A 13400-nucleotide genomic window follows, 5' to 3' on the forward strand; every position below is an offset into this window, starting at 1 on the left:
CCGGACGTGCTCAGGCTCCGATCAGGTCGAGGTAGTGGGCGACGTACGGCGGGGTCTTGAGTGCGGCGACCTCGGAGAACGGCACCCAGGCGATGCCCACCCCTTCGTCGCCGAGCCGGATCGCGTCCTTCGGGCCGGTGTACACCGCGTGCAGGACGCGAGTCATCGCCGAGACGTGCTCGTGGCGGGGGCCGGGCAGCTCCCGGACGTCGGTGATGGTGATCCCGGCTTCCTCGAACACCTCCCGGGTCGCGGTCTCGCGCGGCGTCTCGTCGTGCTCACGCCACCCGCCGATCGGGGTCCGGTACCCCGGCCAGGCGATGCCCTCCTTGTCGTCCCGGTGGTGCACCAGCAGCTCGCCGTCCGGGGTGGTGACGAACACCACGACGCCCTCGAAGTCCTGGTGCGCCGGGGTCGGCCGCTCGATGTAGAGCACCCGACCGGAGCGGGCGGCGCGCAGCACCTGGAGCAGGTCCCGGTACTCCTGCGGCGTCATGAAGTGACGCCAGGTGTAGTCCGTCTCGAAGCGGAACTCGCAGTGCTCGGCCGGGTCGAGGACGATGCGGGCCTGCTGCTGATCGGTGAGCGTGCCGCCGTCGAAGACCCAGCCGATCGACGGCACGGGGCGGACGTGGTCGGCCTGCTGGTGGATGACGGCGATCAGCCGCTGTCGGCCGACCGGGTCCGGGTTCTCGGCGAGCAGGTCGAGGCCGATCTCCTCACGGGCCTCGCGCAGCGCGGTGTGGAACGGGGACTCGCCGGGTTCGGAGTTCCCGCCCGGCCAGTCCCAGCGTTCGGTGTCCACGGAGTTGCGCATCCCGAGGACGCGGCCCTCGTGGTCGCGCACCAGGAAGCAGGCCCAGGTCATCGGCCGGTCGATCGTGGCCAGGTAGCGGCTGGCGGGCTGCCACCCCGCGGCGAGGCGGTGGGTGAGCCAGGCGATCACCTCGCGGTAGCCGTCGCTGGTCGGCGGCAGCTCGTCCGGGCGGAACCAGCCGAAGGCGTCGTACTCGGAGAGGGTCACCGCGGTCTCGTCCGGGACCGTGCAGGTGAAGACGAACTGACGGGTCAGGCGGCCTCGGGTGTCGACGAAGTCCAGGGCCCGGACGTATTCGATGTCGGAGCAGTGGAGGCCGGTCTCCTCTGCCAGCTCCCGGATCGCCCCGTCCCGGGGGTCCTCGCCGTCGTTCAGCCCGCCGGCCGGATAGTCCCACAGGCCGGGCAGCACGTCGTCCTGCTTGCGGCGCAGCATCAGGATGCGGCCCTGCGGGTCGCGCACCACGGTTCCGGCCGCGAGCTTCTGGATGCCTTCGGTCAGGGCCTGTTCGGCGAGCAGCTTGTACGAGATCATGCGGTGGTCTCCTCCTTCGTACGGTTCCAGTCGCCCCAGGCTGTGACCGGCTGCCCGGCCAGGGTCTCGGCGACCTGCCAGAGCTTCCCTGAGCGGGAGCCCTTCACAAGGACGACGTCGCCGGGGCGTACCTCGCTCTGGAGCCAGGCGACGAACGGGCGCGGGCAGTGGCCAACACGCCGGCCTTGCGGCCGGAGATGAGTTCGGCGTCGCTCTCGGGCGGCAGGTACTCCATCATCTCGGCTTCGTCCTCGGCCGTCAGGTCGAGCTGCTGCGTGCTGCTCAAGCGGTGCCCTCCCAGCCCTCGGTCTTGGTGCGGATGGTGCGCAGGTGCTCGGTGAGGAACCATTCGGGGTCGCCGTTGAGCATGCAGAGCGTGACGAGGGCGGTGAGGGCGGTGTCGCACGCCTCGGCGCGCACGTGGTCCCAGGTGTGGGAGTGGCCCTTGTTCGGGCTGACCCCGAGCGCTCCGATGATGGCCTGGGCGAGTTCGCCGGCCTCCTCCTGGACCTTGAGTCCTTGCAGCATCCGGAGCTTTTCGGGATCGTCCTTGAAGCGCGAATTCAGCTTATTGGCAACCAAGTTGGCAACTTGCAGCAGCTCTTCCATGGGGGTTGATCCTGCTCCCTGTTCGATTTCGCATCCAAGCGCCGGGAGGTTCCCGGCGGTTCTCGGCGAGCCCGGGTCGAAGACCCCGAAGAGCACGTTTTCGATTCGGGTCGGGCCGCTCACCGCGAGGTCGGGTCCTCCTGAGGCTGGGGGTGGCCGGGCAGGCCGGGGCGGTCGGATCAGGGTGGAGCGTGTCGAGGCCGGGCGCCGGGCTGCCGTTCACCACCGGGACGGCTGCCAGCTCCACCAGGTCCGGCGGCTGGGCGTCGTTGCCCTCCACGTCCACGGCGACAACTCGGGGCCAAGTGCTGTAGTCCATGCGTTCCCCACGGGCGCCGGTCATGTCTGGACGAGCTCCCGCCTTCCGGAGGCGGCGTCGAATCCGTGGGTGGAGAACGCGCGCCCGCCAGCCAGGTGCGCTTCCACCGCGGCCTTGGAGGTCGGGAACATCGGACTGAGCATGACGTCGGAGGCGGGGTGCCAGCGCACCTCCAGGTGTTCGTCCGGCTCGACGTCGGCCAGCTCGCCCGTGAACTCGCTGGTGGCGAAGACGAAGAGGACGAACCCGCCGTGCTTCCGCCGAAGGAGCAGGATCCGGCCGCGGTCGCGGATCAGGCACCCGGCGCCGAAGCGCTCGATGCCGTCACGAGCAGCATCCTCCACGGGGGCCAGGACGGACGGCGGGACGTTGCGGCACATACGCTGCTCCTCGGGTCCGGACCGCTCGGGTTGAGCTGGGCCGATACGAGCTGAGCCCTTCATGTGCGTCCTGGCGTCATGATGGGTCATCAGGGATCACGTGTGGCAGCCGCGATGGGCCCTGATCTGGCGGGATTTGGGCTGATGGACACCAGTCGGACGCCCTTTCGATCACTGAGGATCAAGTGGGTTCAGAGCCATCGGGTGTTGCGATCTTCGTGGAGCGATGCGCCTCCCCTGGTGTTCCGCCGCCCCGCCGGTAACATGAGTACCCCTCACGTTTCCGTCGTGTTCGCGCCAGGAGGCTGTCATGCCGGACCGCTACGACCTGCCGGCGGGGTTCCGCTGGGGTGCCGCCACCGCCGCCTACCAGATCGAGGGGGCGGTGGCGGAGGACGGCCGCGGCCCGTCCGTCTGGGACACCTTCACCGCCCGCCCCGGGGTCGTCCGCGACGGCCACACCGGCGCGGTCGCCTGCGACCACTACCACCGCTACCCCGAGGACATCGCCCTGATGAAGGGCCTCGGCCTCGACGGCTACCGCTTCTCCCTCGCCTGGTCGCGGATCCTGCCCACCGGCAGCGGGCCCGTGAACCCCGCCGGACTCGCCTTCTACGACCGCCTGGTGGACGCGCTGCTGGAAGCGGGCATCACCCCCCTCCCCACCCTCTTCCACTGGGACCTCCCGCAAGCCCTGGAGGACCACGGCGGCTGGCTCAATCGCGACACCGCCCACCACTTCGCCGACTACGCCGCCGTCGTCACCGACCGCCTCGGCGACCGCGTCCCCACCTGGATCACCCTCAACGAGCCCTTCGTCCACACCGTCTTCGGCTACGCCCTCGGCACCCACGCCCCCGGCCGCACCCTGATGTTCGAGGCCCTCCCGGCCGCCCACCACCAGCTCCTCGCCCACGGGTTGGCCGCCTCCGTCCTCCATGACCGCGGCCTGGAGGTGATGCTCTCCAACAACCTCACCCCGGTCGAGCCGGCCACCTCCTCACCCGAGGACGCGGCCGCCGCCGCGGCCTACGACGCCCTGCACAACCGCCTGTTCGCCGACCCCGTCCTCCTCGGCCGCTATCCCGACCTCTCCGCCCTCGGCGTCCCCGACGACATCTTCGGCGCCGTCCACCCCGGCGACCTCGACCTCATCCACACCCCCGGCCTCGACGCCCTCGGCCTCAACTTCTACAACCCCACCCGCGTCGCCGCCCCCACCGCCCCCGGCCTCCCCTTCGACCTCGTCGACATCCCCGAAGCCCCCCACACCGCCTTCGGCTGGCCCGTCGTCCCTGACGCCCTCCGCCAACTCCTCCTCCACCTGCGGGACTTCTACGGCAAGGCCCTCCCGCCCATCACCATCACCGAGAACGGCTGCTCCACCGCCGAGGACCTCGACGACACCTTCCGCATCGACTACCTCGCCACCCACCTCGACGCCCTCGCCGCCGCCACCGCCGAAGGCCTCGACATCCGCGGCTACTACACCTGGTCCCTCCTCGACAACTTCGAATGGGCCGAGGGGTTCGGTCAGCGCTTCGGCCTCGTCCACGTCGACTTCGAGACCCAGCGCCGCACCCCGAGGGCCTCGTACGCCTGGTACCGCGACCTCATCGCCGCCCACCGGAGGCGGTCCACCACGTAGGTGGGCCGATCCTTCCCGTCACCTTGCTGTGGCGAAGTGGCTCCGTGACCGCCGCCCTGACCGGCTGGGCTGACTCGTCCTCCGCCGCCGGCGCGGGTGAGAGGCGGCGGTCGGCCGGAGCGCCGCTGTGCCGGCGCCTACAGCCGGCGGAACACGGAGATCAGGGTTTCGATCTCCTGTGCGGAGAGCTTGTCGGTGAGGTGGCGGCGTACTGCGGTGTCCAGGCCGGGGTGTACGGCGGTGATGGCCGCCCGTCCGGAGTCGGTGAGGGCGACGGTGACGCCGCCGGCGCGTTCGCGGGTGACGAGTCCGCGTTTGCCCATGCGGGTGAGCTGGTGGGAGACGCGCGTGCGGTCCCAGCCGAGTGACGCGGCGAGCTCGCTCTGGCGCAGGCTGCCTCCCGCCTTGTTGAGGTCGGCGAGGATCGTCAGGTCCGGTTCGGACAGGCCCGCCGCCTCGGCGGTGTCCGCGATCACGCGGGCGCGGACGACCTCGTGGGCGCGTTTGAAGGCGCTCCAGAAATCGACGGGCCCGCCCATGGCGTCGGTCGTGGCCTCGTCCGGAGCGGCGGCCTCCGCGTTCGGTGTTGACATATCAACGCGCCTCTTCCTAGTGTTGAGATGTCAACGCTAGCAGTCGGCTGCGCCCTCGGCAGCCCCTGTCGGCCGCGTCCATCCTTCCCGCCCCGCAGGAGGCACCGTGCAAACCCGACCCCTTGGAGCCGGCGGCCCGCAGGTCCCCCCGCTCGCACTGGGCTGCGCCGGCATGTCCGACCACACGGCCCCCGCCGACGAGGCCGACGCCATCGCCACGATCCGCACGGCCCTCGACGCCGGCGTCACCCTCCTCGACACCGCCGATTTCTACGGCATGGGCCACAACGAGGACCTCATCCGCCGTGCCCTGCGTGCCGGCGATCGCGGAAAGGCGCTGCTGAGCGTCAAGTTCGGCGCTCTGCGCGGCCCCGACGGATCCTTCGTCGGCATCGAGGGCCGTCCCGCCCACGTGAAGAACGCGCTCGCCTACTCGCTGCGCCGCCTCGGCGCCGACCACGTCGACATCTACCGCGCCGCCCGCCTCGCCCCCGACACCCCGGTCGAGGACACCATCGGCGCCCTCTCCGAGCTGGTCCAGGCCGGGTACGTGCGGCACATCGGGCTCTCCGAGGTGGGGCCCGAGACCATCCGCCGTGCCCATGCCGTTCACCCGATCTGCGATGTTCAGATCGAATACTCCCTGTTCAGCCGTGGTCCCGAGGCCAACGGCATCCTGGACACCTGCCGCGAGTCGGGGATCGGCGTCACCGCCTACGGGGTCCTCGCGCACGGCCTGCTCACCGGCACGTACCGGCAACCCGCCGGAGGCGACCCGCGCGCCCACTGGCTGCCCCGATTCCACCCCGACAACCTTGCCGCGAATCTCACCCTCGTCGAACGGTTGCGGCCTCTCGCCGACGCGCGCGGCATCAGCGTCGCGCAACTCGCCACCGCCTGGGTCATCGCCCGGAGCCGCGAGCGCGGCACCGTCGTGGCCGTCCTGGGCGCCCGGCGACCCCACCGCGTCGCGGAGGCCCTGGCCGCAGCCGACGTCGCCCTGACCGACGCGGACCTCCGCGCGATCGACGAGGCCGTCCCAGCCGATGCGGTGGCCGGAACCCGCTACGCCGCGCCCCTCATGGCGCTGCTGGACTCCGAACGCGGCCCGGATCCGTCGGCAAGCGCACGGAACTGACCGCCGACGGCCGACCGGACTCCCGTGCCCACCGGGCGCGGATCTCCGCCCCATCCACCCACAGAACAGGCTGCGCATCGTGAACACCTCTGCGTCACCGCTCACCGAGCTGGTCCGGTCCGAGAAGCCGATCGGAGTAGGGATCATCGGCCTCGGGGCGCACGGCAGTTGGGCCGAACGCTCCCACCTGCCGGCGCTGCGGGCCGTCCCGGGGTACGAGTTGAAGGCCCTGAGTACGAGTTCGAAGCAGTCGGCGGAGCGTTCCGGACAGAAGCACGGCGTCTCCCGAACCTTCGGGACGGCGGCCGAACTGGTCGCCTGCGAGGAGGTGGACCTCGTGGTCGTGGCGGTGAAGGTGCCGCACCACCGGGAACTGGTGCGGACGGCGCTGAGCGCGGGCAAGAGCGTGCTGTGCGAGTGGCCCTTGGGCAACGGGCTCGCGGAGGCCGAGGAGATGGCGCGGGAAGCGCGCAGCCGCGCTGTGCCGACCGTCGTCGGACTCCAGGCGCGGTCGCATCCGGCCCTCGCGTACGCACGGGATCTGGTGGCCGACGGCTACGTGGGGGAGGTGCTGTCGACGACGGTCGTCGGCTCCGGCGGTGCCTGGGGCGCCACCGTCGGCCCCGGCGATCACTACGTGCTCGACGCCGCCAACGGCGCAACACTGCTGACCATTCCTTTCGGCCACACCCTCGACGGACTCGCGTCCGTCCTGGGGGAGCCCGAGGGGCTGCGGATCCGACTGGCGTCGCGGCGTACGTCGGCCATGGACACCGAGAGCGGACAGCCCGTGCCCATGACCGCCGCTGACCAGGTGGTGGCCTCGGGACGGCTGCCGGGCGGCGCGGTGGTCACCTTCCACTACCGCGGAGGCATGTCCCGGGGCACCAACTTCCGCTGGGAGATCAACGGCACCGAGGGCGACCTCGTCCTCACCGCCCCGGTCGGCCATCCCCAGCTCAGCCCGGTCGCCCTCGAAGGCGGCCGCGGAACCTCCCCCGGACTCGCTCCCCTGCCGGTGCCGGAGTCGTACGTTCGCGTCCCGCACCTCGATCCCCGAGCCGACGCGCCGCTCTACGCGGTCGCTCACGCCTACCAGAAGTTCCTGGACGACCTGCGCGAGGGTACGTCGGCGGTACCCGATTTCGCGCACGGCGCCGCCCGGCACCGCAGCATCGAATCCGCCGTGACGACAGACCGACCTGACGTGCTGACCTGACGTGCTGATCTCACCTGCGCCCGCGGTCCGCTGTGGTGACCACCGCTGTGGCGACTACCCGACCGCCGCCGGGGAGCGGGGTGCTTCGGCGGCGGTGTGCGGCTGGTAGAAGTCGGTGTGTCCTTCGACGTGGAGGTGGGGCAGGCGGCGGTCCAGCCAGCCGGGCAGCCACCAGTTGCCGCGGCCGAGCAGGTGCATCACGGCCGGTACCAGCAGCAGTCGGACCAGCGTGGCGTCGATCAGGATGGCCGACCCCATGCCTACGCCGATGACCTTGATCGGCAGGTCGGGCGCCGGGACGAAGGCCGCGAACACGGCGACCATGATGGCCGCCGCCGCGGTGATCACCCGCGCGGTGCCCGCCAGTCCGCTGACGATGGACTCCGCGTTGTCGTCGGTGCGCAGCCAGGCCTCACGCATCCGGCTCACCAGGAAGACCTCGTAGTCCATCGAGAGGCCGAACAGGACGGCGAAGGTCAGCACCGGGACGAAGGCCGGCAGCGGGGTGGGGCTGTCGATGCCGATCAACCGGCCGGCGGTGCCGCCTTCGAGGACGAGGGCGACCACGCCGTACGCGGCGCCGACGGAGAGCAGGTTCATCACCGCGGCCTTGAGGGCGACGGCGAGGCTGCGGAAGGCGACCAGGAGCAGGAGCATCGACACCGTGACCACGCCGCCGACGAGCAGCGGGATGCGGCCGGCGATGTTGTCGGTGCTGTCGATCGCGGCGGCGGTCGCCCCGCCGACGTGCACCCGGACGCCGGGGCCGACCGCGGCCGGGATGACGTGATCGCGGAGGTCGCGGACCAGGGTCTTGGTGGCGCCGGACTGCGGACCGCTGTCCGGGACGACGGTGAGCAGCAGCGAGCGGCCGTCGGCGCCGGGCACCGGCGGGCTCACGGCCGTGACGCCGGGCACCGCCTTCAGCGCGGCGGGCAGCGAGGCCGTCGCGTCGGCGGGGGTGCCCGGCGCCGACTCGGCGACCAGGACCAGCGGTCCGTTGCTGCCCGGTCCGAATCCGGCGGCCACCGTGTCGTACGCCAGCCGGTTCGAGCGCCCGGCGGGGTCGTTGCCCGCGTCGGGGAAGCCGAAGCGCACGCCGAGGAACGGCGCCGCGAGCGCCAGCAGGACGACGACCCCGGTGACGGCGCCGAGGACGCGGTGACGTTCGACGAGCCTGCTCCAGCGCAGCCAGCCGGCGCCCACCGGGCTCCCGCCCCGGGCGGCGCGGCGCCGGGGCACGGGCAGCCGGAGGCGCTCGACGTGGCGGCCGAGGTAGCCGAGCAGGGCGGGGAAGAGGGTGGCGGACGCGGCGATCACGACGAGCACGGAGAGGATCGCCGAGACCGCGGCGCCGCGCATGAACGACAGGCCCATCGCGAACAGCCCGAGCATGCTGACCACCACGGTCATCCCGGCGACCACCACCGCGCGGCCCGCGGTGTCCAGCGCGGCGACCGTGGCGGCCTCGGGGTCGAGTCCCTCGGCGCGCCACTCGCGGAACCGGGTGACCAGCAGCAGCGCGTAGTCGATGCCGACACCGATCCCCAGCATCGCGGCGAGCGAGGTCGACCAGTCCGGGACCGGCATGATCGCGGCGAGGACCGGCAGCAGGGCGCTGCTGACCGCGAGCCCACCGAGCGCGGTGAGCATCGGCAGGCCGGCGGCCACGACCGAGCCGAAGGTGATCACCAGGATCACGGCGGCGGCCGCGATGCCGATGGCCTCCGAGCCGATCGCGCCCTGCTCGGCCTGCTGGACCGCCATGCCGCCGAGGTGGACGCGAACGCCGCCGTCGACGGAGCGGGCGAGGTCGAGCAGCCGCTGGGTGTCCGCCTTCGGCATGTCGGGGGCGACGGCGACGTCCAGGCGGATCTGCCCGAGGGCGGTGCGGCCGTCGGCCGACACCCTGCCGCGCGGGCCGTACGGGTCGTCGATGCCGTTGACGTGCGGCACCTGGGCCATCCGGGCGAGCAGGTCCTTGACCCGGTCGCGGGTGGCGGCGTCGGTCACGCTGCCGTCGGTGGTCAGTACCAGGCTGATCGACTCACCGCCCAGCCCGGGGAAGTCCCGTGCCAGCAGCTGCTGGGCCTGCTGGGAGTCCGAGCCGGGCGCGGTGTAATCCGCGCTGTACTTGCCGCCGAGGCCGGCCGAGAGGCCGAAGGCCGCGCCGGCGGCGAGCAGCCAGAGCAGCACCGTGCGGCCCCGGTTGCGGAAGCTCCAACCGGCTATTCGGCCGAGCGGGCCGGGCCTGTGCGGCCCGTTCCCCCCGGCGGCCGTCCGCCGGTCCTCGCGCGGTCCCTGGGACATAGTGGTCCTCCGTGCGTCGTCAGGGGCGCGGCCCCCGGCAGAGCGTTACGCTTCATAACGGGTCTTATGAAGCGTAACGTTTCCTTCGACGGGTACGGATTGTCAATGCGGTGACCGGTGCAGCGAGCCGATGGAGATGTGATGACGGGTGGGGCGACCGAGGAGGGCGGGGGGCGGAGCCGCCGTGAGCGGCTGCGCGCCGACACCGTGGAGGAGATCAAGCACACGGCCCTGGGCCTGATCGTCGAGCGCGGCGCGGCGAACCTCCGCTTCACCGACATCGCCCGCGTCATGGGGATGACCCCGCCCGCGCTGTACCGCTACTTCGCCGACCGGGACGAGCTGCTCACCGCCCTGGTCGCCGACTCGTACGACAGCCTGTCGGACGCGTTGGCGGCGACCGGCGGGACCGTGCCGCCGGACGACCTGGACGGACGCTTCGTGGCCACCTGCACCGGCTACCGCACCTGGGCGCAGCGGAATCCGGAGCGCTTCGCCCTCATCTTCGGCTCCCCCGTGCCCGGGTACGCGGCCCCGCCGGACGGACCGACCGTGGTGGCCGCCCGGCGGGCGATGGAGCACATGGCCGAACTCGTCGCCGACACGGCCGAGCGCGGCCGGCTCGGCAGCCCACTGGTGCCGGACGCTGGGGAGGCCCTGATGCTGGCCTGGGCCACCGTGCACGGCTTCGTCGCCCTGGAGGCGCACGGCCACTTCCACGCGCTCGACCAGGACGCGCGGGACCGCCTCTTCGCGGTCCAGGCGGGCGTCGCCGCGCGCACCGCGGGCCTGTCGCCGGCCGCGGACCGGTGGTGACCAGGGCCCGCGCGGCGGACGGTCACAGCCGCCGCTGACGTATCGCCACCCGTCCGACGGGTGTCCCGGTCGATCCTCGGTGGGCCCCGGCGGCGGCGGGCACCGCGCGTGGCGCGGCCGAACGGGCGAATCCCACCCGCTGACGGGCGGTGACCGAACGTACGGCTCGACACCGGTCGGCCACGGAGTGTAGCCATACAGTGCTTCGGCCGGTGTGGTGCACGTGGGGCGGGAGAGGGACCGGTGGCCCGTGCGGTCGGGACGGGGCGCCGGGCAGGATGGGGTGCGGCAGGGAGGTGGGCGGATGAGAGGGCTCGGCGTCGGCGGTGCCGGGGTTGCCGCGGCCCTCGCGGCCGCCGGGACCACGCTGGTGTGCGTGGCGGCCTGGTCGCTCCTCGCGCTGACCCACCCCGGGGTCGGGGGCGTCAGCGACCAGTACCTCTACAACGGCGTCTGGGTGGCGGTCGGCCTGGCGTTCACGCTCGCCGGCCTGTTCCTGGTGGTGAACCGGAACGGCCAGGCCCTGGGGGCGCTGCTGCTGTTCGCCGGTCTGCTGCAGTCCTTGCGCATGGTGACGCTGCTGGCGGCCGCGTTGGCCGGAGCCGGACCGACGGCCGTCGCGGTGGTCGCGGGGGTGATGCTGGCCGCCGACATCGCCAACGCCTCCGTGGTGATCGGCTTCCCGCTCTGGCTTCCCGACGGCAGGTTGCTCGGCGGGGCCTGGCGCGGCATCACCGCCTCGGTGGCCGCCTGGAGCGCCCTGCTCGCCTTCGGCAACACCGCCCAGGTGCCCGCGTGGTACGGCCTGCCCAACCCGCTCCACCACACCGCGCTGTTCGCCTGGCTGGACGGGTGGCTCAGCCCGTACGCCGTCAGGGAGTTCGCCGCGACCCTGGTGTTCACCCTGACGGTGGCCGCGGTCCGCTGCTGGCGCCTGCCCGGACCGCACCCGTACCTGCGGGCGGTGATCGCCGCCTACCTGCTCTGGTGCGTGCTGGCCGTCGTCCCGCACTTCGTCGGCGAGTGGCTGCCCTACGCGGTCGTCGTGGCGGGTGAGGCCGCCTGGATGCTGGTGCCGATGGCCGCCTTCCGCCGTGACCGCCAACTCTCGCTGGACCGGGCCACCCGGCGCTACCTGGCGGCGTTCGCGTTCTGCGCGCTGCTGTTCGTCGGCGCCCTGCTCACCGCCTGCCTGACGTACCGCCTGCTGCCCACCGCCGGGCCCGGCGCGCGTTGGTGGCAGGTGGTGGCGGCCGGGGCCGTGGGTGCGCTGCTGCGGCCCACCGCCCGGGCGGTGGGCCGCGCCGTGGACCGGTACTACTACGGCGAGCGGGCCCACCCGTACCAGCTGGTCCGGCAGCTGGCGGAGCGGATGAGCCATGCCGTCGACCCGGCGGACGCGCCGCCGCTGCTCTGCCGGACGGTGGTGCAGGCCCTCGGGCTGCCGGCCGCCGTGGTCCGGGTGCGGACCCGGAGCGGGCCGCGGGAGCTGGCCCGGCTCGGGACGGTCGAGCCGCCCGGCGTCCGCTTCCCCCTCACCTACGAGGGCGCCGAGATCGGCGAGCTGCTGGTGCCGCCCCGCCTCGGGCAGTCCGAGCTGGACCGGCAGGACCGCGAGGTGCTGGGCCTCCTCGCGGACCAGGCATCGCCCGCGATCGCTTCGCTCGGCCTGTCCGAGGACCTCCGGGCCAGCCGGGAGCAGCTCGTCCTGGCCCGCGAGGAGGAGCGCCGCCGTCTGCGCCACGACCTCCACGACGGCCTCGGTCCCGCCCTCTCCGGCCTGCGCCTGCGCATCGACGCCGCCGGCACCGACCTGCCCGACGGCTCCGGGGCCGCCGCCTCGCTCACCGCGGCCTCCGCGGGCATCGGCCAGGCGATCACCGAACTCCGGCGGATCACCGGCGGCCTGACGCCCGGCCCCCTCGACAGCAAGGGCCTGGCCGACGCGCTCCGCCGACTTGCCGACACCCTCGGCAGCCAGGCCCTCCGGATCACCCTCGACCTGCGACCCGACCCGCTGCCCGCGCTCTCCGCCGCCGTCGAGGTCGCCGTCTACCGGATCAGTGGTGAGGCCCTGAACAACGTGGTCCGGCACTCGGGTGCCACCGCCGCCAGGCTCAGCCTCCGCGCCCTCTCCGACCGCGTCACCGTCGAGGTCGCCGACAACGGCGCGGGCTTCGCCGGCCGCGACTCCACGTCCGGCGTGGGCCTCCGCTCCATGGCCGAACGCGCCGAGGAGCTCGGCGGCACCTTCACCGCCGGCAACGCCCCCGCCGGTGCCGTCGTCCGCGCCGTCCTCCCCCGCGGCCGCGCCGACTGATCCGGGAGGTGGTCGTCGGGAGGCGGTCGGCGGTCGGCGGGAATGGCCGGCGGGAGTGGGTGGTGGGCTGGGTAGGGTGCCGGGCATGAGCCGGAACGTGAGTGGTGCCGCGGGTGTCGGAGACCTGGTGATCGTCGGGGCGGCGGCGGTGGGTGGGGAGTTCGCGGGGGCGGCGCAGGCGATGCTGGCGGAGTTGGTGCTGGGGGGCGCCGCGTTGGGGTGGGTGGAGCCGCCGCCGCTGGAGGAGGTGGCGGCGCTGGTGGAGGAGGTGGTGGCGCGGTCGCGGGCCGGGGACGGGGCGTTGCGGGTGGCGTACCTGGGCGGGCGCCCGGTCGGCTTCGGCTACTGGCTGCGCCACCGGCGGCCGACGCACCGTCCGCACGCGGAGCTGGAGAAGCTCGCGGTGGCCGCCGACGCCCAGGGGCGGGGCATCGGGCGGGCGCTGACCACGGCGTTGATCGCGGACGCGAGGGCCGCGGGTATCGAGGTGCTCACCCTCGACGCCCGCGGCGACAACGCCGACGCGCTGCACCTGTACTACTCGCTCGGCTTCACCGAGTACGGGCGGCTCCCGGACTACGTGGCCGTCGGGGAGCGCCGGTACGACAAGGTGTTCGCGATGGTGGACCTGCGCCGGGCCCACCCCCGGACCTGAACCGGCCCGGGGGTGGGCCCGGGGGTGAGCCCGGCGCAGGCC

Annotated in this window: 12 protein-coding genes; 6 read left to right on the top strand and 6 right to left on the bottom strand. The window is 73.0% G+C overall.

What is annotated here, in order from left to right; translation table 11 throughout:
• Window positions 1-10: 10 nt before the first annotated feature.
• From ACFY2K_RS11395 to ACFY2K_RS11410, 4 genes are all read right to left on the bottom strand, one after another.
• Window positions 11-1351, bottom strand: coding sequence for an NUDIX domain-containing protein (locus tag ACFY2K_RS11395; RefSeq protein WP_387710915.1), 1341 nt, complete (start codon window positions 1349-1351; stop codon window positions 11-13).
• 103 nt (window positions 1352-1454) lie between these two features.
• Window positions 1455-1637, bottom strand: coding sequence for a hypothetical protein (locus tag ACFY2K_RS11400; protein ID WP_380531102.1), 183 nt, complete (start codon window positions 1635-1637; stop codon window positions 1455-1457).
• Entirely contained in the window at window positions 1634-1960 is a 327-nt protein-coding gene (locus tag ACFY2K_RS11405) for a MazG-like family protein (RefSeq protein ID WP_387710916.1), read from the bottom strand. Before ACFY2K_RS11405 ends, ACFY2K_RS11400 begins: the two co-directional genes overlap by 4 nt.
• A 339-nt stretch (window positions 1961-2299) precedes the next feature.
• Window positions 2300-2659 carry a hypothetical protein gene (locus ACFY2K_RS11410; protein ID WP_380531108.1) on the bottom strand — a complete coding sequence of 120 codons (360 nt, stop codon included), beginning with the start codon at window positions 2657-2659 and terminating at the stop codon, window positions 2300-2302.
• A 310-nt stretch (window positions 2660-2969) separates the two neighbouring features.
• Here ACFY2K_RS11410 and ACFY2K_RS11415 point away from each other — a divergent pair, with 310 nt between their 5' ends.
• On the top strand, window positions 2970-4307 hold the full coding sequence (locus ACFY2K_RS11415) for a GH1 family beta-glucosidase (protein ID WP_387710918.1): 1338 nt from the start codon (window positions 2970-2972) through the stop codon (window positions 4305-4307).
• 137 nt (window positions 4308-4444) lie between these two features.
• Here ACFY2K_RS11415 and ACFY2K_RS11420 read toward each other — a convergent pair whose 3' ends face one another.
• A complete protein-coding gene (locus ACFY2K_RS11420) occupies window positions 4445-4900 on the bottom strand; it encodes a MarR family winged helix-turn-helix transcriptional regulator (RefSeq protein ID WP_380531114.1) in 456 nt (151 codons plus the stop codon).
• Between the two features lie 106 nt (window positions 4901-5006).
• On the opposite strand from ACFY2K_RS11420, the gene ACFY2K_RS11425 reads away from it, so the two are divergent.
• Together ACFY2K_RS11425 and ACFY2K_RS11430 are read left to right on the top strand one after the other, a co-directional pair.
• Entirely contained in the window at window positions 5007-6038 is a 1032-nt protein-coding gene (locus ACFY2K_RS11425) for an aldo/keto reductase (protein ID WP_387710921.1), read from the top strand.
• A gap of 79 nt (window positions 6039-6117) precedes the next feature.
• Window positions 6118-7257: a Gfo/Idh/MocA family protein gene (locus ACFY2K_RS11430; protein ID WP_380531120.1), complete on the top strand. Its 1140-nt coding sequence runs from the start codon at window positions 6118-6120 to the stop codon at window positions 7255-7257.
• Window positions 7258-7311: 54 nt separating this feature from the next.
• On the opposite strand, the gene ACFY2K_RS11435 is transcribed toward ACFY2K_RS11430, so the two are convergent.
• Entirely contained in the window at window positions 7312-9567 is a 2256-nt protein-coding gene (locus ACFY2K_RS11435; protein ID WP_387710923.1) for an MMPL family transporter, read from the bottom strand.
• 141 nt (window positions 9568-9708) lie between these two features.
• Here ACFY2K_RS11435 and ACFY2K_RS11440 point away from each other — a divergent pair, with 141 nt between their 5' ends.
• The 3 genes from ACFY2K_RS11440 (at window position 9709) to ACFY2K_RS11450 (ending at window position 13358) form a co-directional block, all read left to right on the top strand.
• Complete coding sequence (locus ACFY2K_RS11440) at window positions 9709-10383, top strand: TetR/AcrR family transcriptional regulator (protein WP_380531126.1); 675 nt, start codon at window positions 9709-9711, stop codon at window positions 10381-10383.
• A 304-nt stretch (window positions 10384-10687) separates the two neighbouring features.
• Entirely contained in the window at window positions 10688-12703 is a 2016-nt protein-coding gene (locus tag ACFY2K_RS11445) for a sensor histidine kinase (protein ID WP_387710926.1), read from the top strand.
• A gap of 85 nt (window positions 12704-12788) precedes the next feature.
• Window positions 12789-13358: a GNAT family N-acetyltransferase gene (locus ACFY2K_RS11450; protein ID WP_387710929.1), complete on the top strand. Its 570-nt coding sequence runs from the start codon at window positions 12789-12791 to the stop codon at window positions 13356-13358.
• Window positions 13359-13400: the final 42 nt, after the last annotated feature.

Source organism: Kitasatospora sp. NPDC001309, from assembly GCF_042896295.1.
GTDB lineage: Bacteria > Actinomycetota > Actinomycetes > Streptomycetales > Streptomycetaceae > Kitasatospora.